17 protein-coding genes are annotated in these 24,828 nt (G+C 45.3%); 11 read left to right on the top strand and 6 right to left on the bottom strand.

Features of this window, described 5'->3' with window-relative positions; translation table 11 throughout:
• Nucleotides 1–32: 32 nt before the first annotated feature.
• The 7 genes from N39L_RS26410 to N39L_RS26440 all read left to right on the top strand — a co-directional run bounded on the left by N39L_RS26410 (nt 33) and on the right by N39L_RS26440 (nt 8,126).
• Complete coding sequence (locus N39L_RS26410) at nt 33–965, top strand: DMT family transporter (RefSeq protein WP_006617517.1); 933 nt, start codon at nt 33–35, stop codon at nt 963–965.
• A 176-nt stretch (nt 966–1,141) separates the two neighbouring features.
• Entirely contained in the window at nt 1,142–2,938 is a 1,797-nt protein-coding gene (locus N39L_RS26415; RefSeq protein WP_006617516.1) for a serine/threonine protein kinase, read from the top strand.
• A gap of 79 nt (nt 2,939–3,017) precedes the next feature.
• Nucleotides 3,018–3,338, top strand: a complete 321-nt coding sequence (locus N39L_RS26420) for a DUF6825 family protein (RefSeq protein WP_006617515.1) — start codon at nt 3,018–3,020, stop codon at nt 3,336–3,338.
• A gap of 82 nt (nt 3,339–3,420) precedes the next feature.
• Nucleotides 3,421–5,187: an ABC1 kinase family protein gene (locus tag N39L_RS26425; RefSeq protein WP_014276850.1), complete on the top strand. Its 1,767-nt coding sequence runs from the start codon at nt 3,421–3,423 to the stop codon at nt 5,185–5,187.
• A gap of 512 nt (nt 5,188–5,699) precedes the next feature.
• Nucleotides 5,700–6,431: a PP2C family protein-serine/threonine phosphatase gene (locus N39L_RS26430; RefSeq protein WP_006617513.1), complete on the top strand. Its 732-nt coding sequence runs from the start codon at nt 5,700–5,702 to the stop codon at nt 6,429–6,431.
• Between the two features lie 10 nt (nt 6,432–6,441).
• On the top strand, nt 6,442–7,605 hold the full coding sequence (locus N39L_RS26435; protein WP_006617512.1) for an anhydro-N-acetylmuramic acid kinase: 1,164 nt from the start codon (nt 6,442–6,444) through the stop codon (nt 7,603–7,605).
• 68 nt (nt 7,606–7,673) lie between these two features.
• Nucleotides 7,674–8,126, top strand: a complete 453-nt coding sequence (locus tag N39L_RS26440; RefSeq protein WP_006617511.1) for a hypothetical protein — start codon at nt 7,674–7,676, stop codon at nt 8,124–8,126.
• A 948-nt stretch (nt 8,127–9,074) separates the two neighbouring features.
• On the opposite strand, the gene N39L_RS26445 is transcribed toward N39L_RS26440, so the two are convergent.
• The 5 genes from N39L_RS26445 to N39L_RS26465 all read right to left on the bottom strand — a co-directional run bounded on the left by N39L_RS26445 (nt 9,075) and on the right by N39L_RS26465 (nt 14,757).
• The gene (locus tag N39L_RS26445) at nt 9,075–10,556 is read right to left on the bottom strand and encodes a DEAD/DEAH box helicase (RefSeq protein WP_014276852.1); all 1,482 of its coding nucleotides are present in this window, start codon (nt 10,554–10,556) and stop codon (nt 9,075–9,077) included.
• Between the two features lie 68 nt (nt 10,557–10,624).
• Nucleotides 10,625–10,999, bottom strand: a complete 375-nt coding sequence (locus N39L_RS26450; protein WP_014276853.1) for a YccF domain-containing protein — start codon at nt 10,997–10,999, stop codon at nt 10,625–10,627.
• 24 nt (nt 11,000–11,023) lie between these two features.
• On the bottom strand, nt 11,024–11,644 hold the full coding sequence (locus N39L_RS26455; protein ID WP_014276854.1) for a tetratricopeptide repeat protein: 621 nt from the start codon (nt 11,642–11,644) through the stop codon (nt 11,024–11,026).
• Between the two features lie 27 nt (nt 11,645–11,671).
• On the bottom strand, nt 11,672–12,754 hold the full coding sequence (locus N39L_RS26460; RefSeq protein WP_014276855.1) for an ATP-dependent 6-phosphofructokinase: 1,083 nt from the start codon (nt 12,752–12,754) through the stop codon (nt 11,672–11,674).
• Nucleotides 12,755–13,461: 707 nt separating this feature from the next.
• Nucleotides 13,462–14,757: an FGGY-family carbohydrate kinase gene (locus N39L_RS26465; protein ID WP_014276856.1), complete on the bottom strand. Its 1,296-nt coding sequence runs from the start codon at nt 14,755–14,757 to the stop codon at nt 13,462–13,464.
• A 152-nt stretch (nt 14,758–14,909) separates the two neighbouring features.
• Here N39L_RS26465 and N39L_RS26470 point away from each other — a divergent pair, with 152 nt between their 5' ends.
• From N39L_RS26470 to pgm, 4 genes are all read left to right on the top strand, one after another.
• Nucleotides 14,910–15,653, top strand: a complete 744-nt coding sequence (locus N39L_RS26470; RefSeq protein WP_231852008.1) for a peptidoglycan-binding domain-containing protein — start codon at nt 14,910–14,912, stop codon at nt 15,651–15,653.
• Between the two features lie 86 nt (nt 15,654–15,739).
• A complete protein-coding gene (purD, locus tag N39L_RS26475; RefSeq protein ID WP_014276858.1) occupies nt 15,740–17,011 on the top strand; it encodes a phosphoribosylamine--glycine ligase in 1,272 nt (423 codons plus the stop codon).
• A gap of 125 nt (nt 17,012–17,136) precedes the next feature.
• Nucleotides 17,137–19,338, top strand: a complete 2,202-nt coding sequence (locus N39L_RS26480; protein ID WP_014276859.1) for an ATP-binding protein — start codon at nt 17,137–17,139, stop codon at nt 19,336–19,338.
• Between the two features lie 430 nt (nt 19,339–19,768).
• Nucleotides 19,769–21,424, top strand: a complete 1,656-nt coding sequence (gene pgm, locus N39L_RS26485) for a phosphoglucomutase (alpha-D-glucose-1,6-bisphosphate-dependent) (RefSeq protein ID WP_014276861.1) — start codon at nt 19,769–19,771, stop codon at nt 21,422–21,424.
• Nucleotides 21,425–21,515: 91 nt separating this feature from the next.
• Here the strand turns inward: pgm and N39L_RS26490 are convergent, their stop codons facing one another.
• Complete coding sequence (locus N39L_RS26490) at nt 21,516–24,767, bottom strand: alpha-mannosidase (RefSeq protein WP_014276862.1); 3,252 nt, start codon at nt 24,765–24,767, stop codon at nt 21,516–21,518.
• Nucleotides 24,768–24,828: the final 61 nt, after the last annotated feature.

Below are 24,828 nucleotides of genomic sequence, written 5' to 3' on the forward strand. Positions count from 1 at the left end.
AACCATATAAAAACCATATCAGATAGCCAGTCATGAAAACCTTAAATAATGAGCGCCCTTGGCTAGTTATAGCGATCGTCTTTCTGGGTGTGGTAGCCATCTCTACGGGGTCAATTTTCGTGCGTTTAGCCATTGATGCAGCGGGGCTGCGGGGGGTAGGGTTTAGCTTGCTAATATCTGCCTCCCGGCTATCTATTGCGGCTTTATTGCTAACCCCCACCTGGGGGAGAGTTTCCTGGCGCACCTATAAACCAGAGGCGATATTCTACGCTATTGCTGCTGGGATATGTTTAGCCAGCCATTTTGCTGTCTGGATAACTTCCCTATCTTATACATCCATTGCGGCATCAACTACTATTGTGACTACCAGTTCTATTTGGGTAGCGGTGTTATCTTGGCTATGGTTACACGAAAAACCTGGGAAAGCCACCATATTAGGAATGACGATCGCCCTGAGTGGAGGTATGATTATCGGTTTAGCAGATGCTAAATTACCCACAGTAGCGTCTAATCCGATCGCCGGGAATGTTTTAGCCCTAATGGGTGCGATCACCGCCGCCCTTTATCTGATGTTAGGAAGAGAAGCACAACAGCGGGGACTATCCCTAAGTGCATATATAGCGATCGCCTATACTCTAGGAGCGATGATTTTGCTACCCCTACCTCTACTATGGGGAGTTAACTATACTGGTCATTCTCCCACAGTCTATTTTTATCTAATCCTGATGGGATTAGTGCCCCAACTAATTGGCCACACCAGCTTTAATTGGGCGGTTAACCGTACTTCCCCCACCCTAGTAACACTGGCTATTTTACTCGAACCTGTGGCGGCGAGTTTTTTGGGCTATCTGCTATTTGCAGAAGTTCCCTCAATGCGATTAATATTAGGAGCCATAGTCATTCTAACCGGAGTGGCGATCGCTACTATCGGCAAAAATGCCTCTAAAAGTGAATATAGCCCATAGGAAACGGCAAGCTCCTAAACTTACAGCCGAATTATGGCTAAATCAAGGTTAAGGAACACACTACTATTGCCAAAAGGCATTAGACTATCCTAGGACTGGTATAACTATGGTGATTGGCGATCGCATAATAGCCGGAACCAGATCAACGATTAGGGCTAAAATTGGAAGGTCGGGAAATGAACTTAACCACTGTTGGGAATGGAAAATATCGAATTGATAGCATTTTAGGTCAGGGAGATTTCTGCATTGCCTACAGGGGGACTAATCAGGTAACAGGTCAAATCGTTGCCATTAGAACCCTTGACCCGAACCTAGACCCTGATCAAAATATCCCACAACTGCGACATCAATTTATGGCGATCGCTAAACGTTGGAGTCGCTGTCAGCATCCCAATTTAGTCGGGATTATAGACTTATTTGATGAACTGGGCTTCCCATTTTTAGTTATGACCTATACTCCCGGTCAATCTCTACAAGAGTATCTAAAAACTCAGCCCCCCCTACCCGTCCCACAGGCTATTCACTACATTCGCCAAATCGCATTAGCCCTACAAGTAATTCATCAACAAGGACTCATTCACTGTAATCTGCAACCGGCTTGCATTATTAAGCCGACCGGGAGTAATTCCGTGATACTTAGTGGTTTGGGAGTAGGTAGTCATCTCAAACCTGATCAACTCAACCGCTATATTTATAACCGTCCCCTCTGCGGTGGATATGCCGCCCTTGAACAATATCTTCCCAATGAACAACCTAGCCCAGCCACAGACATCTATGCACTCTCAGCCCTACTATACTATCTATTGACTGGGGAAACACCCCTAGAAGCGCCCCTATGTGCTAACCAACTCACAGGGGAATTAATCGGTGTCGAAAAACCATCACTGCGAAAATTGCACCCAGACTTAAACCCAGACGTGGAAGAAGCTGTGCGCTGGGGATTAGAGATCCAAGCCTCAAATCGTCCCTCTAACATATCCGAATGGTTGAATATCCTCCCTACCCCGGAAAAAGCCCTAATTATCAGGGAACCTGTGGTCAAAGTCCCCTACCAAAACCATAACCGAGAAACACAGACTAGCACCCAGAATACCCCTAATGATAATTCTGCCACCTCAGCAGGATATCATCGGCAACAATCTTCTACCAAATACATGAGGCGATCGCCTGTTCCGAAATGGGGGCTATTCCTAGCATTTTTCCTCACTTCTATGATCTCCGGTTGGTTAGGGTTTGCAATTACGCGCAGCTATAGTCAACAATTAGCTACCCGACCCAGCGACAGCTATTTAAAATCCGAAAAAGAGCCACGCCTGGTCATAGATCCAAATTCCCCTATCTTTGAGACACCCGCCCTAGTGGGAGAAAATCAGGAATCGGACTTAATTAGTGATCAAGACCTGGAATTATTGGGCGATGGGAGTACCAATCTAGCAGAACTTATTAAAGATGTCGCTTTTCAACCAACGACCGATGATGATCAATATCTCTACAATGGTTCTGGAGGCATCACCAGTAGGGATGATTATGCTGATCAAGCCTTTCCTGAGTCCCCTAGTTCATCCTATTGGCAGAATTACCCAGCCCTAGAACCTCTACCAACTCAGAACTCTCACGATGATCATACCCACAACCGCCCGACAGAAGATTATGGCGATCGCATACCTGCTAGACGTTCAAACCAGACCACTATTGACGACTTTCGACCTTCTTATCCCCTAGAGTTACCAGAGTTAGCACCAGTTAACCCTGACATTCTCAACAACTCACCTCTCGATCGGGATTTACCTACCACCTTACCTCAACGGCAGGTTCAGGATGATTATGATCAATGGTTAGACAATCAACTGCGTGAGAGCGATCGCCCCCTTGAGGACGAAAACCCAAAACGTTGGGATGAGTTTGTACCCCCAAGACCAAGCCAACCCGATTGGGAATTATCCCAGTTTTTCACTTCCAGACCCCAGGGATAATCAGCTTCCACATCAAAAAGCGCGTGCATATGAGAGGAACCGCGTTATAATTTGTTACGGAACTTAGCAAAACTTTTATATGAGTAAGCCATCTGTTCATTCTTTCTTTGTGGGCCGCGCCTTAGCCGAAGGACTCTATGAACAAATCGAAAACATCTTGTCCAATGGCTTGAGTGAATTAGGCAAATTTGATGCCGAACAACGGGAGAAACTCCGTGATTTCACCAATCAGGTCATCCAGAAAGCCGATTCTGAGGCGGAAAAACAGGGTATCAATCAAATGGCTGATAATAGTGGCTTTGGTTCCGAATCAGTTGATTTACAGGAAACTATCGACGACCTCCGGGCGGAAATTGCCCAAATGCGATCGGAGCTACAGCGTTACCGCAACCAAGCCTAAGTGCAGACTACTGCCATACATCCTGTCATACATCCTTAATTAAACCCATTGATTAGCTGGAAACGCAATTTTGGAAACGCGAGTGTCTGTTCCCCTTGATGAGTCAAATCATCCCTACCGGAACCATGAAAATATCCCACCTAACCCAGTGGCTTCAGCCACTCCCAAACCCTATGGTGAAAAATCCTACCGTTGGAACCGTAAACATTATTCCCGTCAACGGCGATTTGTTGACATTTGGACCTTTGTTATCCTCTGGCTGGGGTGGCTGTGGAGAGACAGCAAACAATGGAGTTACATAGGTGGTTACACCGAAGACAAAAAACTAACCCGAAAGAGACAGCAGGCTATCTGGGTCAGAGAAAGCCTCCTAGACCTGGGACCTACTTTTATCAAATTAGGTCAACTTTTCTCTACCCGTGCTGACCTCTTCCCCGGTGAATATGTCGAGGAACTTTCTAAACTACAGGATCGTGTCCCCGCTTTTCCCTATGAACAATGTCGGGAAATCATCGACCAAGATTTTGGTAAATCCGTTGAGCAACTATTTCGTAACTTTGACCCGGTTCCCCTAGCCGCCGCCAGTTTGGGCCAAGTCCACAAGGCTCAACTCTACTCCGGTGCTGATGTGGTGGTCAAAGTCCAACGACCTGGACTTAAACAGCTATTTGAGGTCGATCTGGCTATTCTCAAAGGTATTGCTCGCTATTTCCAAAATCATCCTAAATGGGGTCGAGGGCGCGACTGGCTGGGAATTTATGATGAGTGTTGCCGAATTCTCTGGGAGGAAATAGACTATCTTAATGAGGGTCGCAATGCTGATACCTTCCGGCGTAATTTCCGCCATTGTGATTGGGTTCAGGTTCCTAGGGTTTGTTGGCAATTTTCATCCCCACGGGTGCTGACTTTGGAGTACCTTCCCGGGATTAAAATTAGTAACTATGAAGCCCTGGAAGCCTCCGGTTTGGACCGGAAACAACTGGCTCAAATGGGTGCTAAAGCCTATTTGCAACAACTCCTTAATGATGGCTTTTTCCATGCTGACCCTCATCCGGGTAATATTGCCGTTAGTCCCCAGGGACAACTAATCTTTTATGATTTCGGTATGATGGGGCGGATTACTTCCAATCTGCGGGAAAAGCTGATGGAAACCCTTTTTGGCATTGCTAATAAGGATGGCGATCGCGTCGTGAAATCCCTCATTGAAGTGGGGGCTTTGGCTCCTACTGGGGATATGAGTCCCGTGCGGCGCTCCATCCAGTATATGCTAGATAATTTCATGGATCAACCCTTTGAGGAGCAATCCATTGCCGCTATTAGTGATGATCTCTATGAGATAGCCTATGACCAACCCTTCCGCTTTCCGGCTACATTTACTTTTGTGATGCGTGCTTTTTCTACCCTCGAAGGGGTCGGTAAAGGCTTAGACCCGGAATTTAATTTTATGGAGGTGGCACAACCTTTTGCCATACAACTTATGTCTAATGGAAATGGCTCCCAAACAACTAATAGTATCATAAATGAAATCGGTCGTCAAGCGGCTCAGGTGAGTTCCACCGCTTTTGGTTTACCTAGTCGCATTGAACAAACCCTTGATAAATTGGAACAAGGAGATTTGAGAATGCGGGTGCGGGCGACGGAAACCGATCGCCTCCTGCGCCGGGTCGGCAACGTGCAAATGGGGACTAACTACGCTTTGTTAGTGGGGGCATTTACTTTATCGGCAACACTACTGTTTATTAGTGATAAAGTGTGGTTAGCCCTTGCGATTGCCTTTTTGGCTTTGCTGATGGCAGTTGTTTTGATACGGCTGATTAGACAAATCAATCGCTTTGATAGAATGCTTTAGGTATCAGATATCAGGGGTTGTGGAATGGGCGACGTGGCTTCCTCGGGATGACACCCAAGCCCAACCTCAACCATGGTATCCTGTCATCGGCTAATCGGCTATCACTTAACCAATGCGATCGCTGTGTCATAAGCCGTCCAACTCAACAGTTGAATAGGTGGAGAGGGCTAAAAAAGTGCCGGGGTGAAAGTACCTGCTTTTCATATTTTCTCAGATAACTTGACCCAATAAAAAGGTCAAATTAAACCTAGGTTATTCATGCCAAAAAACCACCTGTAAATCCTATGGTAACTATGTCATCTAAAAAATGGGACTCAAGATATTAAAATTTTTCTAGCTAAAAAAACTGATATTATTAAAGGAATTTTAGCTCAGTCCAAGCGTCCCGTCAAAGATGCTACTGCTGTTAACTCAACTCGCTGGTATCCTATGGAATATAGAAATCACTCTCAGTTTCCCCCCCTCACTAATCAGAGTACCGATTTGATGCTAGTCTGCACGGAGGAGGATTTATGAAACGCTATTTCGCGGGTTTGACTGATACGGGAAAAGTCCGCACTGTCAACCAAGATGCCTATTACATAGACCAGGAAGGACGGTTTTTTATCGTCGCTGATGGTATGGGTGGTCATGCTGGGGGTCAAGAGGCTAGTCAAATTGCCACTAAAACTATCACAGAACATCTTAATGCTCATTGGGATTCTTCCGATCCTTCCCAGGTATTACTCAAGGAAGCCTTTATAGCTGCTAACCGCGCTATCCTTGATGACCAAATCTCCCATCCTGAACGTTCTGATATGGGGACGACAGCAGTGGTGGCTTTGTTTCGTGACGGGCAGTCCTGGTGTGCTAATGTGGGAGACTCCCGCCTCTATCGCCTACGGGGACATACGTTAACTCAAATTTCGGAAGACCAAACTTGGGTGGCGCAAGCGGTTAAACGTAAGGCTATATCCCCTGATGATGCGCGGGTACATCCCTGGCGGCACGTTTTGTCTCAGTGTTTGGGACGGGAAGATTTATCTCAAATTGATATTTTTCCCATGGAAATTCAAGCGGGCGATCGCCTATTATTATGCAGCGATGGCCTGACCGAGGAGTTACCAGATTCTATCATTGCTAATCAGCTTAAATCTATTCGCGCCTGTGAGGCGGCGACTCAGGCTTTGGTTGATGCGGCTATTGACAGGGAAGGTAAAGATAATATCACCGTCATTGTGGTGTTGATCAATGAGGACGATTAATTAGGCTTCCATGACTATTGTTATTGGTCTGATCAGCGGTACTTCTGTCGATGGTATTGATGCGGTTTCAGTACGTCTGAAAGGATCAACTACTGATCTACAAGTGCAATGTCTCGCTAAGGCTACTTATCCCTATCCCCCTCAACTGCGATCGCAAATTTTAGCCCTGTGTGGGGGTGCATCCATTTCTGTGGCTGATTTAGCCAGTTGTGATGATGCGATCGCTGTCGAATTTTCTCGGGCGGCTTTGAATATCCAACAACAATCACCACCGGCTGAGTTAATTGGTTCCCACGGTCAAACCGTTTATCACCGACCCCCCCACCCCGATGCCACCATTCCTTTGGGCTATAGTGTACAACTAGGGCGACCAGAGGCGATCGCTCATCAAACCGGTATCACTACCGTTGGTAATTTTCGCCTCTCTGATATCGCCGCCCAAGGAGAAGGCGCGCCCCTTGTTCCCGCTGTCGATGCTTACCTCCTCCGTCACCCTCACCTCTATCGCTGTATTCAAAATATCGGCGGTATTGGCAATGTTACCGTTTTACCTCCCGCAAATATGACCGGATCACATCCGGTGCGGGGATGGGATACTGGACCTGGTAATGCTTTACTAGATTTGGCCGTCGCATATCTATCTGATGGTCGCCAAAGTTATGATATAGACGGCGCATGGTCCCATCGTGGTACTCCCTGCACTCCATTAGTCCAAAAGCTGATGGAAGACCCCTTTTTTCAGACTCCGCCGCCTAAGTCCACCGGACGGGAATTGTTCGGAACTGAATATCTCCAAAAATACTTACACCAGACTCAAGTCTATAATCTTTCCCCAGCCGATATTCTCGCCACCTTAACAGAACTTACTGCTGTTTCCATTACCCACAGCTATCGCCATTTTTTGCCCCAATTACCCGATCAAGTCCTCCTATGTGGCGGCGGATGCCATAATCGCTATCTCCGAACCCGCCTAGAACAGCTTTTACACCCTATCCCTATTATCACCACCGCCGATGCTGGAGTTGATCCTGATTTTAAAGAAGCGATCGCTTTTGCTGTCCTCGCCTATTGGCGCACCCTCGGCATTCCTGGTAATCTACCCGAAGTTACAGGCGCTCGTCAATCTGTCCTGTTAGGGAATATTTTTCACCCTCATCGCATGATTGGGCTATAATAACCCCAGTTGGTGCAAAATGGCATCTGCTCAACAGTTTCCCGACCACTAAGTAACAAATTAGTGCTGTGGCTCACACTTTTTTAATGGAACCTGGTCAGTGGCTGGTGGAAGGAACCTGGCTAGATCGTAATCAAGCGCCTATCAGCGTTCGTGGTAAAACATTAGTTGCATGGCATCAGAGTCAGTGGTTCAGTCTGGTGACTAAGTTGGTGTTTCCAGGAAGCGATCGTGATGACATCATTTTGCAGTATCGAGGACGACTCGACAACAACGAACGTCAGTACACCTTTTTAATGCAGCATAGCACCTTCGGTAAGGTCGAAGGCGAAGGCTTAATCAGTCCCTCCCTAATTGTCCAGCGCTTTTGGGTACTTGGGGATGAACGCCAGCGACGCAGTGGCTGGGAAAGTTTCCGCCGCTTTGACAATAATCGATACTATTATTCTAGTGGCATGATGGCCGGTCATCATCTCAATCTCTCCAGCATCATGGAAGCTACCTTAGAACGAAAAACTTAAATCGGTATTATTGTCATTTATTAATCACCAAATGCGTGAGGGTGGGCTGATTAATATGGTCGTTGAGAGGCGAGGTCATAGGGGAGGCGCGCCACTACAATTATTAATTAATCACCCGGTGGGTGGGTGAGTGAGGGCGGGTTTATTCATATGGTCCTGGGGAATTGAGAATTGACACCAGAACCCGCCCCTACAATTATTAATTAATCACCCGGTGGGTGGGTGGGTGAGGGCGGGTTTATTCATATAGTCGTGGGGAATTGAGAATTGACACCAGAACCCGCCCCTACAATTATTAATTAATCACCCGGTGGGTGGGTGGGTGAGGGCGGGTTTATTCATATGGTCCTGGGGAATTGAGAATTGACACCAGAACCCGCCCCTACAATTATTAATTAATCACCCGGTGGGTGGGTGGGTGAGGGCGGGTTTATTCATATGGTCCTGGGGAATTGAGAATTGACACCAGAACCCGCCCCTACAATTATTAATTAATCACCCGGTGGGTGGGTGGGTGAGGGCGGGTTTATTCATATGGTCCTGGGGAATTGAGAATTGACACCAGAACCCGCCCCTACAATTATTAATTAATCACCCGGTGGGTGGGTGGGTGAGGGCGGGTTTATTCATATGGTCCTGGGGAATTGAGAATTGACACCAGAACCCGCCCCTACAATTATTAATTAATCACCCGGTGGGTGGGTGGGTGAGGGCGGGTTTATTCATATGGTCCTGGGGAATTGAGAATTGACACCAGAACCCGCCCCTACAATTATTAATTAATCACCCGGTGGGTGGGTGAGGGCGGGTTTATTAATATGGTCCTGGGGAATTGAGAATTGACACCAGAACCCGCCCCTACAATTATCCATTATCCGTAGTCGGGCGGGTTTATTAATATGGTCGTGGGGAATTGAGAATTGACACCAGAACCCGCCCCTACAATTATTAATTATCAATATCCCATTTTTCTGAAGATTCTGCCGCTTTGGGAGATGACGATCGCTCTATATCATATAATCCGGTAGGTGGCGAAATCTTGGGTTTTTCACGTTGGGGCTTTTGGTGACCCCGCCGCCTTTGGGAGGTCTGTTCTTCGCTGGTATTTTCAGTAATTACCTCATACAAAACCGCCCTTTTTCCCGTTTGGCTTCCCTTACGCAATACCCTTCCTAGGCGTTGGATATATTCCCGCTCCGACCCAGTACCTGATAAAATAATTGCAATTTTGGCATCGGGAACATCAACCCCTTCATTCAGAACATGGGAAGCCACCAGGGTTCGATAGTCTCCTTGGCGAAATTTATCCAGGATTTGATGACGTTCTTTCACAGGCGTTTGATGGGTGATAGCCGGGATTAAGAAATCTTGGGAAATTCGGTAAACCGTAGTATTATCTACTGTAAAAATTATGGTTCTTTCCGGGTGATTTTGGCTGAGAATATCCCCTAATATCCGTAACTTTCCATCAGTACAAAGGGCGATTTCTTTAGCTTGACGATGGGCTAACATCGCCCGACGACCAGAAGCCGATCGCCCACTGACCATCACAAATTGTTTCCAACCGTCTAAACTACCTAGGCGGATATTTTGGCTTTTGAGAAAATCGTTTCTAACTTTAATTAACTCTTGATAGCGATCGCCTTCCGGTTCCGACAGTTTAACCTTAATCTGCACAATATCATGATCCGCTAAAGCCACCCCCGCTAATTGTTCCGGTGTGCGATGATAAACCGTCGGACCGATTAAATGGTTTAAATCACTGTGGCGACCGTCAGACCTATCTGGGGTCGCCGTTAGTCCTAGACGATAGGGGGCGATCGCATATTCTGCAATCACTCGATAGAAGTCTGTGGGGAGGTGGTGACATTCATCAAACACCAATAAACCATAGCGATTTCCCAGGGTTTCCGCCTGCAAGGTGGCTGAGTCGTATGTGGCGACCAAAATCGATGTTTTATCCCGTGAACCGCCCCCCAACAGCCCAATATCTGCCTCTGGGAAAGCAGCTACTAGGTGGGCATACCACTGGTGCATTAAATCTAGGGTCGGCACCACCACTAGGGTACTACAGGCGATCGCTTCTATAGCCAATTGCGCCAGGTAGGTTTTTCCTGAAGCTGTCGGTAATACCACAACTCCCCTATTCCCGCCATTTTCCCAGGCGCTTAAAGCCTCTTGTTGATGCACATAAGGCGACATTTCTAGGCGGGAAACTAACTTTAAGGGATGGAAGATTTTCGCTTCGTCAATAAAATCTACTTTTTCCTCTTGTAAACACTTGATCAGAAAAGGGTAAGAAATCGCAGGTACACGAAACTTCTCGACCCGATCATCCCAAACTGCGTAATCAATCCAACTTCTACCTTTGGGGGGAGGATGCAAGGTTAATGTACCGCGATCAAAGGTTAATTTAGGTGAGCGAGGCATGAATTACCATGGAAACTACAGGAAATAGCTGCTTGGGTTGATTACAATTAACCTCATTCGGCTTATCTTTAAATATCGCGAAATTCACGACCAAAGGGTAATAAAGCCATAGGGATGAGTTTAAAGTGTTGTTTAGCAAAAGGAATCCCAATGATGGTAATTGCCAAAATTAAACCATGCAGTAAATGAGACAAGGCGATTTCCCAGCCAAAAAATATTACCCATACCACGTTAAAAATCATGGTTAAAAGATTAGATGAATCTGGGGAAACTACGCTTTCTTTACCAAAAGGAGTCATGGTAGCAAACCCTAGTTTAATCGCTTGGATACCAAAGGGAATGCCGATAATGCTTAAACAAATAGTGATGCCACCAATAATGTAACCTAATCCAGATAAAAACCCTCCGAAAATTAACCAGATGATGTTTCCTAACAAAGTCATAGTTTCAGATTCCTAATTTCAATTTTATTGCCATCCTCTCAGTTGACAGTGAACTACAGACAGATCCCACATATAGTCATTGAGTTTATACTGAGTAGCTGCTTGGGTGATAAAATAACGCGATCGCTCCTGATCACCCGCCGCCTCATAATATAATCCCACGTAAAGATGGGCATAAAATCTACCCTGTTGTCCTAACCAGGTTCCCCTATTGAGCACTTCATCCGGGGTACAATTTCCCTGATATAGGCTGTAAACTTGTCGCATGATTGTCCGAGAATCATCTGAGACAGGCAATAAGGATATTCTAGCTGATTCTACCCCCTCTAATTTAGCCAGACAAAGATATCGCCATACTGTCTCCTCAACATCTTGGGAGTTCACAGTCAGATCAATCTCAAACTGCTCCGCACCTGCTTGGAACTGTTCCCCATAATAATACGATAAACCACGCTGCCACAGGTATGGTTTAATCCGGGGGTCTAAGGCTTCCGCTTGGTCGAAGTCCTTAATTGATTCGGCAATTTGACCAAGTTTGAAATACACCATCCCCCGGCGAATGTAAGCATCTGGATCTCTAGGGCGATCGCTTATTACTTCGTGCCAATGCTTGAGTTGATTTTCCAGTAAAATTTGACGATTCATTCCCACCCCAAAGCACCGCTTCTATTGTTAATCTCCTAAACAGATTCCCATACTCCGAGCTGTCTTTACTAGAATATCATTAGTATCAACACCCTTATACTGAGCGATCGCCTCCGCAATGGGTACACTTTCCACATGACGGTTACGCCAAGTTACCATCTGGTCAAACTTACCATCTGCAATTAAGTCTACTGCTGCTACCCCAAAAGCTGATCCGATTAAACGTTCCACAGAAGAAGGAGTTCCCCCCCTTTGAATATGGCCTAAAACCGTCACTCTCGTTTCTGCACCACTAGCCTCGGAAATGCGATCGGCTAAATAATGACCAATACCACCCAGCCGAGATTGACCTAATTGATTAGTCGTCATCATCGTTTCTCCCGCACCAGTCCTCACCGCCTCCGCTACAATCACCAGACAGTAGTTTTTTCCCTGTTCCTGCAAATCCTCAATTTTTTGACAAATACTATCCAGACTGTAGGGAATTTCTGGAATCAGAATTACATCCGCACCCCCCGCAATTCCCGCATGGAGAGCAATGTGTCCCGCATCCCTTCCCATAACTTCTAAAATCATGACCCGGCTATGGCTGGCCGCCGTGAAGTGCAACCTATCTAAGGCTTCGGTCGCGATATTCACAGCCGTATCAAATCCGATTGATAGATCGGTGCTACCTACATCATTATCTATGGTTTTCGGCACACCAACTAGGTTCAGATTTCCCTGAACTGCTAAACGCCTTAAAATTGCTAAACTACCATCCCCACCAATGCCAATCAGCGCATCTAATCCTAATTCATGATACCCGTCAATGATTTCTTGGGAGCGATCTTGCACACTACCATCGGCCATCGGAAAAGCAAAGGGATCTCCTTTATTGGTTGTCCCTAGAATTGTTCCCCCTGCTGTTAAAATTGGATCTACTTTTTCTATGGTTAACGGTGTCGCTGATGGAGGACGCATCATTAAGCCGTGGGTGGCTTGGCGTATCCCCATTACTTCCCAGCCATAAGTGCCCTGGGCTCGATACACCGCCGCCCGAATCACTGCATTTAATCCAGCACAGTCACCACCGCTGGTCAGAATCCCTATGCGCTTAGGTTTTGCCATACTTCTGATTATTTTGATATAGCCTCAAAACAGTTTATCAGTTTATCAGTTATTCGCTATCCGAAAATTTGATTTTTTAATCAACTCGCGATCGCCCCCGGCTCAGGGGTTGACAGGGCGGCGACAATTGTTTATAATTAACATAGTAATGTTAGATAATGGAAATATTACCTTCTTTTTTAAAAATGTCACTATTACCATTATCTAAAAGTATAGCGTCAACCTCCCCGCAAGTCAACCACCCCACAAAAAAGGTCGATTTTTTTAACATTTCTTAACAATTTGATTTTTTTAATCAACTCGCGATCGCCCCCGGCTCAGGGGTTGACAGGGCGGCGACAATTGTTTATAATTAACATAGTAATGTTAGATAATGGAAATATTACCTTCTTTTTTAAAAATGTCACTATTACCATTATCTAAAAGTATAGCGTCAACCACCCCGCAAGTCAACCACCCCCCCCAAAAAAGGTCGTTTTTTTTAACATTTCTTAACAATTTGATTTTTTAATCAACTTGCGATCGCCCCCGGCTCAGAGGTTGACAGGGCGGCGACAATTGTTTATAATTAACATAGTAATGTTAAATAATGGAAATATTACCTTCTTTTTTAAAAATGTCACTATTCCTATTATCTAAAAGTATAGCGTCAACCTCCCCGCAAGTCAACCACCCCCCCCAAAAAAGGTCGATTTTTTTAACATTTCTTAACAATTTGATTTTTTAATCAACTTCCCCCCCATAGCCAAACAGGCTGTTCCGTAGGCGGCTTGGGTGTGTGGAGAAGGGATTACAGGGACTTGGAGATGATGTTGGCGAATAGTAGTCCAGGTGGAATTTTGTGACCCACCGCCAGCAGTATAGACGCGCTGGAGAGGACTTGCGCCAAGGTTCTGTAAAAGTTGATAACCTTGAGACTCAATGCGAGCGATCGCATTTAGCAAGCCATGGAGAAATTCTACATCATTACTGGGGCGAGGTTCAAGACGGGGTAACAAATTGGGGTCATTGATAGGAAAGCGATCGCCCGGTTGCAATAGGGGATAATAATCTAGGTAACAGGGAATGTTAGGATTAATCTGGCGGCTGAGACTTTCCAATTGGCGATCGCTAAAAAAGTGTCGCAATAGGGCACCCCCCGTATTAGAAGCGCCGCCAGTCAGCCACAAATCACCAAACCTGTGGCTATAAATGCCATATTTAGCAACATTGATAGCCCTAGGACTTAACAGCTTTAACACCAGAGTTGAACCCAGGGAAGTGACAGCCTCCCCTGGGTAACTAGCGCCGGAGGCTATGAAAGCCGCAATACTATCTGTAGTTCCCGCTCTAATTATACAATCTCGGCGAAATCCAAAGCGATCGCTTAATTCTCCATTAATAGGGCTGATACAGGTTCCTGGGGTCAGAACTTGCGGCAATATCGGCCTAATTTTACCCTCCCATTGAATAGCCCTTAACAACCACGACTGATAGCAAAGATTCACCACATCATAGCCAAGTTTGAGACTATTATGATAGTCACTAATACCTAACTTATCATGTAATAAAAATCCTAGCCAGTCTCCTTGATGTAAAAAATATAACTTTCCCTTTGGCGGCGGCGTAAGATTTTCTTGCCACCAGAGTAATTTTACCAAGCTAGAGGTACTACTCAAAACCGGATGGTCTGGGGGAGCGATCGCTTTGAGTCTCTCCACAATAGCCCCATCACAACTATGATTATAAGCCATCGGTGCCGTGACCGGATTCCCCATCTCATCACATAATAACACTGTAGCAGAAGTGCCATTAATGGCGATCGCTCTAATCTGAGAACATAAATCTTTCGGAATTTGATTAAGTAACTCAAATAACCCATTTTTCCAGAGTTTCGGTGATTCCATAGTCACCAATGATTCCTTCGAGTTACAAACCCCCTCTGCCTGAACCCCTCCATGGGTATCAATCACTACTGAACGAGCCCCAGAAGTACCAAAATCTATACCCAAAAATAGATTCATAAAAAATGTCAGTCATTCACAATAATTTCCCCTCAAAGTAGTATAATAATTTGTTTGTGCCTCAAAAATTATATTAAGTTTTGCAAAAAAATCCTGATTTTCATAGTTAATACTAGACTTTTCTCCCTCATGCAGTTATAAATTGATAATCGGTGGTAGCATCTCAAATTAGAGCAACCATTGGTCAACTTTTTTCAAATACTGAATTAGGAGATGAAATGGATACAATCGCCTACAATCATCTAGTTTCTAGCTATGAGTCTCCCCAACAGTTGAACCTCAGCGACAACTTGATTCTGTTTCGGGGTGTTAACTGGAGTAAAGTTTCTACGACCTGCTTAATGCCAATTATCGGTGCAGCCATCAGTTTGTCGATTTTGGGTGCTACCAGCGCCGCCCAAGCCTCCATCTACTATGGTTCCTCTGGCAATCATGTGGTACAATTGCAAAACGCCCTAGCTAATCACGGCTACTTCCGCGCGCGGTCTACCGGCTATTTTGGTTCAATGACCAAGCACTCCGTTAAAGCCTTTCAGCGTGACTATGGGTTGGCAGTAGATGGCATTGTTGGTCCCGCCACAGCTTCCGCTTTGGGACTCCATTGCTATACCTCCTGCTATGTTAAATCTTATCCCAAGCACCATTACGGCTATCATCAAGCCAGTCACCGCCCCCGTCGTGGTCGTGGCTACCATAAATCCCTATCCCACGGTGACAGTAGCTCCCGAGTTGCTAACCTACAGCATAAACTAGCTTACTACGGTTATTTCCACGCCCGCGCCACCGGATATTTTGGTCCAATTACCACCAAAGCAGTTAAAGCCTTCCAGCGTGACTATGGCTTGAGAGTTGATGGTGTTGCGGGTCCGGCTACCTTGGCGGCTTTGGGAATGTAGAATTTCCTCAAAATTTGGTTTAATTATTATCAGCGAGCCTACACCCTTTTGGTGTAGGTTTTATTTGTTGCAGGTGCGAGGATATTGTGAAAATATTAGTTGTTGGAAACGGTGGTAGAGAACACGCCTTAGCTTGGACACTCACTCAGTCAGAAACAGTCCAACAGGTTATCTGTACTCCCGGAAACGGCGGGACTGCTACCTTAGCCCTATGTCAAAATCGAAATATCCCGGTTGAGGATATCCCGGCTATTGTTGCTTTGGCTAAAGATGAAGCCATTGATTTGGTCGTCGTCGGTCCAGAAGTCCCCCTCGCCTTGGGTATTGCAGATGAACTTACTAAAAATCATATTAAAGTATTTGGACCTGGACGCGAAGGCGCAAAATTAGAAGCGAGTAAGTCCTGGGCTAAAGATTTGATGTTAGCAGCAGGAGTCCCCACCGCCGCTGGGGCTGTATTTACTGACCCCCAAGCTGCTAAAGACTATATTACTCAAGTTCCCATTGTCATTAAAGCTGATGGACTCGCCGCCGGAAAAGGGGTTATTGTTGCTACTACCCTAGAAATGGCTTATGACGCTATTACCTCCATTTCTCAGGGAGAATTTGGTCAAGATAATTGCCAAATTGTCATCGAGGAATTTCTACAAGGTCAAGAGGTCTCCGTTTTAGCTATTACTGATGGTAAAACTATTCGCCCCCTAATTCCGGCTCAAGATCATAAACCTATTGGAGAAGGTGACACGGGACCTAATACTGGCGGTATGGGTGCTTATGCGCCTACTCCCCTGGTCTCTGATACCTTGATGGTGAAAATACAACGGGACGTTCTTGAACCTACCTTACACGCCCTTCAAAACCGGGGAATTGATTATTGTGGTATTATCTATGCAGGATTGATGATTACCCCCGATGGGGATTTAATGGTTCTGGAGTTTAACTGTAGATTTGGAGACCCGGAAACTCAGGCTGTACTCCTCATGTTAGATACTCCCCTAGAACAGATTTTAACAGCTTGTTGCGATCGCCGTTTGGCAGAACTTCCCCCTATCCGTTGGAAACCTGGAGTTTCCCTCTGTGTCGTTTTGGCTTCCTCGGGCTATCCGGGAACTTATCCAAAAGGTAAGCTGATTACGGGTATTGACGCAGCATCAGCCTTGGGTGCTAAAGTATTTCATGCCGGAACTCGCCTGGTCGATGGACAAATAATCACCGACGGCGGCCGAGTTTTGGGTGTAACCGCTATCGGTGACACTGTAGAAACTGCTATCACCAATGCTTATCAGGCTGTGGACTGCATTAACTTTGACGGAATGTACTGTCGCCGAGATATTGGTTTTAGACTCCGACAAAGCTAAAATTAATCAATTATGTACAGCCTTAACAAAACTTAACTCCAATTTTTGCTAAACTGTGGTAGAGAATCTGGCGATCGTCTACGCTAGATACTAATAAGCAGTTCCCCAACCCAGAACCGTACAAGATGCTGGCAATTCTCACCAAACTTCCAGAAATTCTCAGAAATTGGTGGTCTGAGTTTACCCTACAAACCCGACTCATGGCGGGAGCTACCCTGGTGGTTTCCCTATTGATGAGCGGTTTAACCTTTTGGGCCGTTAATACCATTCAGCAAGACGCTCGTCTTAATGATACCCGCTATGGTCGAGATTTGGGCTTACTTTTAGCCACCAATGTCGCTCCCATGATTTCTGAAAATAATCGGGAAGAGGTAGCCCGTTTCTCCCGTCAGTTCTACACCAGCACCTCTAGTGTGCGATATATGCTCTATGCTGACCCCGACGGCGAGATTTTCCTCGGCCTCCCCTTTTCTGATTCCGCAGTCCAAAACTCCCTCACCCTGCGGCGAAGGATGCAACTGCCGGAAAACTTTATCGCTAGTGTCGAAGCTAGGAATTATTCCGCTTTACCTATGGTGCGCCAGCATCTCACCCCTGGGGGTCAAATAACCGACGTATTTGTTCCCCTGATGCACGATGACAAATATCTGGGAATTTTGGCGATCGGTATTAATCCTAATCCCACCGTTGTCGTCTCCTCTCACTTAACTCGCGACGTTACCTTAGCAGTTTTCGTCTCCATCTGGGTTATGGTAATTTTAGGTGCAGTTTTTAACGCCCTAACCATTACTCAGCCGATTAAAGAACTACTAATGGGAGTTAAAAATATAGCCGCTGGAAACTTTAGACAACGCATTGATTTACCCTTTGGCGGCGAATTGGGAGAACTCATATTGAGTTTTAATGAAATGGCAGAACGCCTCGAAAGCTATGATGAACAAAACATCGAAGAATTGACCGCCGAAAAAGCCAAGCTAGAAACCTTGGTTTCAACTATTGCAGATGGTGCAGTTTTAATAGATGCTGAACTTAATCTAATTCTCGTCAACCCCACCGCGCGCCGCCTCTTTGGGTGGGATCGCCAAAGCGTCATTTCCGAAAATGTTTTAACCTATCTTCCCGCACCAGTATTACAAGAACTATCTCAACCATTACAAAAAATCGCCTCTGGAAACCTAGAAGGAGGAGAATTTCGCTGTTCTCTCACTGAACCCAATAATCGCACCCTCCGCATTCTTCTAACCACGGTTTTACTACATAAATCTCCCGGTGTAGAACCCCTCTGCGCTAGTTGTATCTATGACCACGATAATAGTTGCACCTCCCCCCAAAGACCCCAAGCCAATGAATGTACATTCTATAATCAAGATGCCACCGTCAAAAATAACGAAAACTATCGGGAAAGTTTAAAAGGCATTGCTATGACTATTCAGGATATCACCCGAGAAGTCGAACTCAATGACGCTAAAAGCCAGTTTATCAGCAACGTTTCCCATGAGTTGAGAACCCCCTTATTTAACATCAAATCCTTTATCGAAACTCTCCATGACTATGGCGATGATTTAAGCGAAGAAGAACGTCGAGAATTTTTAGAAACCGCTAACCATGAAACTGACCGCCTTACCCGTCTAGTTAATGATGTTTTAGATTTATCTCGCCTTGAGTCCTGTCGTATTTATCACATGGAACCTGTTGATATTGCTCATCCCATTGAACAAACCCTACGGACTTATCAACTTAATGCGCGAGATAAGGGAATTGAATTGAGTAAAGAGGTAGAACCTAACCTACCAACCGTTAGAGGTCACTTTGATTTATTGTTACAAGTCCTCACTAACTTGGTCGGAAATTCCCTCAAATTTACGGAGGCTGGAGGAAGAGTAATAATTCGCGCCTATTTATTGGATGATAACTATCATATATCCCTGGCTGAAAGTCGGGAAGCCGAAGAAATTGAACGGGGAGGTTGGATTATGTCTCCACCACCACCTCGACCTTTAGATAGACACATTCATCACAATTCACACCTATCTCAGAGAGTGGTACGCATCGAGGTTTCTGATACCGGTAGCGGTATCGATTCCGAAGACCAAGAAGCAGTTTTTACTCGCTTCTTTAGAGTGGAAAATCGAGTCCATACTTTGGAAGGTACTGGGTTGGGTTTATCTATTGTTAGGAATATTATTGAAAAACATAATTCTCAGGTGCATTTGGTTAGTGAGTTGGGAGTGGGAACTACTTTCTGGTTTGATTTGACTGTCTACCAGGAAGACCAACAAAATTTGATTCCTGATGTGGTCGCACCATCTGTGGAGTTTCTATTATGAACTATTATCCCCCCCTGTCTACGCACTCAGGCAATATGCACATGATGGCGATTTTGTCAAGATGTGGATTTTAGCCTGTCTCTCAGTTTCCGAAAATTGGTGCATCGGGATTTTGAAAAATTCCTCGAAAAATCATTATTTGAGCGACAAAATAAGGGTTGTAGCCCCTATTTTTACAAATGGACACAGTAACCCCTTGGGTGCGATTTCCTCTAGCCTACCATAACCCCTATAATCTCGTCAATATTTTGAGAGAAATTATCAATAAAAATGTATTAATTCTTAACAAACTTTGTAAAATTAAAACTATTTGCAGCGATACATTAGCACAACTTAACTTAACTGCGCCCATATTGCGACTATAAATACACAGGACGCTGGCTGGTATAATCTCAACCATTACCCAGACTATAGAATCATCAAGATAATAATGGTAGCCAACAACATTAGCCCCTTGGCAGGAAAAACGGCCCCAGGCGATATTTTGGAAAATATCGATCGCCTTATTGAGCAATATTATTCAGTGCGTCCAGATCCCAACAATCCTCAACAGCAAGTAAGTTTCGGCACATCTGGACACCGGGGATGTTCGGCTAACGGCACTTTTAATGAAGACCATATCCTAGCGGTTACTCAAGCGACGGTAGAATATCGTCGCGACCAAGGCATTACGGGTCCTTTGTATATGGGCATAGACTCCCACGCTTTATCTGAACCGGCGCAAAAAACAGCCTTAGAAGTTTTAGCAGCCAACCAAGTAGAAACCTACATAGCCACAGACAAAGGAAATGGTAGATTTACCCCCACCCCGGCGGTTTCCCATGCTATTCTCACCTACAACCGCCAACGCACAGAGGGTTTAGCGGACGGTATTATCGTCACCCCTTCCCATAACCCCCCTTCGGACGGTGGCTTTAAATACAATCCCCCCTCTGGCGGTCCGGCAGGCCCTGAAATCACTAAATGGATTCAACAACGGGCTAATCAAATCCTGGCTGATGGTAATCGCGCTGTGAGTCGCAGTCCTTACAATCAGGCATTATATGCCAGTACGACCCACACTTTTGACTTTATTACCCCATATATCGCTGACCTAGAAAATATTATCGATATGGCAGCAATTCGGGAATCGGGAATTAAAATAGGTGTTGATCCGTTGGGGGGTTCTAATATTGGTTATTGGGAACCTATTGCAGAACGTTATGGGTTAAATTTGACTATAGTCAATCCTACGGTTGACCCGACTTTTGGGTTTATGACTGTAGACTGGGATGGGAAAATTCGCATGGACTGTTCCTCTCCTTATGCTATGGCGAATTTGGTTAAACTTAAAGATGATTATGATATCGCTTTTGGGAATGATACGGACTCAGACCGACATGGTATTGTTACCCCTAGCATGGGATTAATGAACCCTAATCATTTCCTGTCTGTGGCTATTTGGTATTTATTTACTAATCGACAAGGCTGGAGTCCTGAAAGTGCGATCGGGAAAACTTTAGTTAGCAGTAGTTTAATTGACCGGGTAGCTAAGGATATTAATCGCCGACTGTGTGAGGTTCCGGTAGGCTTTAAATGGTTTGTAGATGGGTTGCTAGACGGTTCTTTGGGTTTTGGGGGTGAAGAAAGCGCTGGCGCATCTTTCCTGCGAATGGATGGCACAGTTTGGACTACCGATAAAGATGGGATTATCATGGATTTACTGGCGGCGGAAATTACGGCTAAAACTGGTAAAGACCCTGGTATGCACTATAAAGATATGACTGAACGTTTGGGTCGCGCTTACTATTCTCGTATTGATTCTGCTGCTAATTCTGAACAAAAAGCACGCCTCAGTAAGTTGTCCCCAGAAGATGTTAAAGCATCAACTTTGGCGGGTGATCCAATCGTGGCTAAAATGACTAATGCACCGGGAAATAATGCGGCTATAGGTGGTTTAAAAGTTACTACGGAACAAGGTTGGTTTGCAGCACGTCCATCGGGTACAGAAGATGTCTATAAAATATATGCGGAAAGTTTCAAAGGTGAAGAACATTTGAATCAGATTATTTCGGAAGCACAAAAAATTGTGAGTGACACCTTTTAAGAATTAATCAATTTTCCTGAGAAGCTGGGTTTTTAAAAACTTTTTCCCAATTCTACCCGGCTTCTCCAGTCCTGGTACTATGATGATTATCTCAACTTACCTGGTCACTCCCTGCCTTCTTAGAAATGGCTAACCCTAATACCTGCCAAGGTTGCATATTTCCATCAAAAACCCCAACGCTTTCTTCCAATAAGTTGACGGCATAGTTGACCTCGACCCCTAAACTATTCTGTAATTCCAATACTCCCTCACTTCCCTGAGACTCATAACCTCGTATAATCCAAGTCTGGTGGTCTAAGTGCGATCGCTTCACCGCCATTAACGCAAAATTCCTAGCACTAAAACCTAAAAAACTCCGACAGGACTCACCACCAGTTATCCCCACATTAGATAACTCTAAAACCCTCACCTGTAGTGGCTGATTAAACTCATAACCTCGTCGCACAGTTTCCCCCCCTCGCCAATTACCTAAATGGGGGTAAATGCCATAACTAAACTGATGAACACCTATATCAGCTTTAGGGTCAGGCCATAAAGACCCCCGTAGCAAACTTAAACCAATTTGATTAGGCTTAAAATCATATCCATACTTACAATCATTTAGCACAGATACACCATAATTACCATCACTCAGACTCCCCCAATTTAAAGCAGGAACTTCCCATTTGGATTTGTCAAAAGTTGTCTGGGGCTCCGTGGGTCTCTCCATTACACCACAAGGAATTTCATAACTCAGTAAATCGGCATTTATAGACAATGGAAAATAAGCCTTCATTAACACATTACTTTCTACCCATTCTACTCGACACTCAACCCGTAAAATTGGCGACCCTATCGATAAAATATAATCTTGACAAAACCGAGATTTATTAAATGTCTTTAAAACCCGTAACCTCCCTCGTAGCATACCTTTTTCGACAAACTCAATGGACTCGAGTTGCGGACTATCTAAGGGATACTTATGATAATTTGGGTCAATATTCCAAGCATCCCAATATTGTCCCTGGTCTTGAAACAGTCGCCATTGATGTCCGGGATATTTCAACACCTCCCGACTATTGACTTTATCAAAAACCTCGATTAAATCTCCCGTTTCTCCGGACACTTTTACCCGTAAATACTGATTCTCAAATTCCCAATTTTCGGAATTTTTACGATTAGTATTGACATCTAAACGGGAACCTGATATAGTGTAGTAAAGTCGGAAAAGGTGCGCGCATATAAGGTCATTTTCAGGCTCAAACCCTTGATTGATGGGGGTTTCCGGGGATTTAGGCACTAACCAGAAACAGCGATAACCGACTGACGGCACATCAGTTGCCAAAAACAGCAATTCAGACCGACCTGAAACCCTCACCAGTTGGGAATTTAAGGCATTTCCAGTGCTTTCGCAAACATCCCAACTTCCCTGGGGGGGTAATGGGACTTGGACGATTTCGGAACGCTTCCAATTGAGGGGGTTAAAGACGACAATGGGTATAGCTTGAGGTTGTGGGGGGTAAGGGAGAGAAATGGAGGAAGCGATCGCATCTAATGCTCTATCCTCAACATCTCCAGCGGTTGTGGCGGCTGCCTGCCAACTCCGGTTAGCATCCTCATAGACTTCAGCAATAGCAGACCCTGGGAGGATATCATGAAACTGATTAAACAGAACCCCCTTCCACGCCTCTTCTAGGGTCGCTTGGGGAACCTCAAACCCCATCACCATAGAAGCGACAGCGGACCACAACTCAGCCCGATAGAGCAATCCTTCGCACAAACGATTCCAGCGCTTTTGGTCAGCGTGGGTAGTATAGCAACCTCGATGAAACTCGAGATATAACTCATCATTCCACACTGGAAGATTGGGTAAATCACGCAACCCATCCAAATAATCGACGGCAGACATAAAACGCAAATCAGGAAACAGAGGGGATGATCGCCAACGACGGATGACCTCCAACATTTCCCGCGTCGGACCGCCGCCATGATCACCAACTCCTGGCAACCATAAACACTCATTTAAGCCAGTTTGAGACTCCCACTCAATGCCATAGTTTACTAACTTGAGGGGTTCGACATTTTCCCCAATTGGTGCAGACATCAAACTGACAATTTCGGTACCGTTCAAACCTCGCCAGCGAAAACAACCATAGGGAAAAACTGTTGTATCATTCCACCGCAACTTTTGAGTGACAAAAAAATCAATCTTTCCCAGAGTCAGCAACTGGGGAAGTTGCCAAGAAAAACCAAAGCTATCGGGTAGCCAAGCTATACGGGAGACTTCCCCAAACTTTTGAGCGACATAAAATTGACCATAGAGAATTTGGCGAACAATTGACTCCCCAGAAACGGTATTTAATTCGGGTTCAACCCATAAACCAGCGACGACCTCCCAACGCTTCTCGGAAATCCGATTTTGGATTAATTTAAACAAATCGGGTCTATTTTCCTCAAGCCAAGCATATAGCGCGGGGGTAGAATGAGCAAAAATCAACTCAGGAAAATCATCCTGTAAAGCGAGGACGGACTCAAAGGTTTTAATGGCGACTGACCAAGTTTCGGCGACTGACCATAGCCAAGCTAAGTCTAAATGAGCATGACCTAAAAGCCTGAACTTCACTAACTTTAAATCCGCACAGGTCTCCCAACACTGTCGCAGACGGAATAACTCCCGCAGAAACAAATGGCGATCGCCTACGATATCCCAATTTATCCTACTAACAGCTTCCCCTAACTCCTGCCACCTTTGTGGAGAAACCACGGAGAAAACTTGTGGCGGACTTCTCAACTCCAACTCATCAATATTTCCCCGAAGCAGATAACTAGAGTAAACCGCCAACTCATCACCAATAAAACCGGGATCTATCTCTCCGACTTTTCCGGCTTCGTAGACACAACTAGAGGCTACCAAAGCACCCCGATCATGACCAGGACTTACCAACCTTAAAAATATCCTAAACTTGGAGGAAGGTAAGACGGACTTCGACAAAACGATGGCTGTCCTACAATCAAATAAATCTCCCGACTGTACCAAGCTACCATTAACATAAACCTCAGCCAACTGCGCCCACCAAACCAAACTCAATTTCAAGCATAAACCCTCCAACCTATACCCCCCTAAATTAGCGGGAATATTAACCTCCTGGGCTAACCACAAAACTCTTCCCCCCTCAGACCAAGCCACATGACCCCGATCATTCAATTCCACCAAAGACCAATCACGCCACCCCTCGATCATTTCTGGCGAAATATCTCCCCTATGAAACCGCCACCCCCCCTGAAGATCCAATCGCGTCATCCCTCGCAATCTGGCGATCGCCTGATTAATCAAAACACCACCATCAGAACTAGATAAACTCATTTTCAGCCATCAACTACTCAACTAACAAACATGATCATCACTTATCCTAGATGGGGAAGAG

The organism is Limnospira platensis NIES-39 (assembly GCF_026000695.1).
Lineage (GTDB): Bacteria > Cyanobacteriota > Cyanobacteriia > Cyanobacteriales > Microcoleaceae > Limnospira > Limnospira platensis.

Excerpts from the sequence above, each read along its gene's own strand:
- N39L_RS26415 (WP_006617516.1), top strand. The coding sequence starts at position 1,142 with ATGAACTTAACCACTGTTGGGAATGGAAAATATCGAATTGATAGCATT.
- N39L_RS26490 (WP_014276862.1), bottom strand. The coding sequence starts at position 24,767 with ATGAGTTTATCTAGTTCTGATGGTGGTGTTTTGATTAATCAGGCGATC.
- N39L_RS26410 (WP_006617517.1), top strand. The coding sequence starts at position 33 with ATGAAAACCTTAAATAATGAGCGCCCTTGGCTAGTTATAGCGATCGTC.
- N39L_RS26435 (WP_006617512.1), top strand. The coding sequence starts at position 6,442 with ATGACTATTGTTATTGGTCTGATCAGCGGTACTTCTGTCGATGGTATT.
- N39L_RS26430 (WP_006617513.1), top strand. The coding sequence starts at position 5,700 with ATGAAACGCTATTTCGCGGGTTTGACTGATACGGGAAAAGTCCGCACT.
- N39L_RS26480 (WP_014276859.1), top strand. The coding sequence starts at position 17,137 with ATGCTGGCAATTCTCACCAAACTTCCAGAAATTCTCAGAAATTGGTGG.
- N39L_RS26420 (WP_006617515.1), top strand. The coding sequence starts at position 3,018 with ATGAGTAAGCCATCTGTTCATTCTTTCTTTGTGGGCCGCGCCTTAGCC.
- pgm (WP_014276861.1), top strand. The coding sequence starts at position 19,769 with ATGGTAGCCAACAACATTAGCCCCTTGGCAGGAAAAACGGCCCCAGGC.
- N39L_RS26455 (WP_014276854.1), bottom strand. The coding sequence starts at position 11,644 with ATGAATCGTCAAATTTTACTGGAAAATCAACTCAAGCATTGGCACGAA.
- N39L_RS26445 (WP_014276852.1), bottom strand. The coding sequence starts at position 10,556 with ATGCCTCGCTCACCTAAATTAACCTTTGATCGCGGTACATTAACCTTG.
- N39L_RS26460 (WP_014276855.1), bottom strand. The coding sequence starts at position 12,754 with ATGGCAAAACCTAAGCGCATAGGGATTCTGACCAGCGGTGGTGACTGT.
- N39L_RS26465 (WP_014276856.1), bottom strand. The coding sequence starts at position 14,757 with ATGAATCTATTTTTGGGTATAGATTTTGGTACTTCTGGGGCTCGTTCA.
- N39L_RS26450 (WP_014276853.1), bottom strand. The coding sequence starts at position 10,999 with ATGACTTTGTTAGGAAACATCATCTGGTTAATTTTCGGAGGGTTTTTA.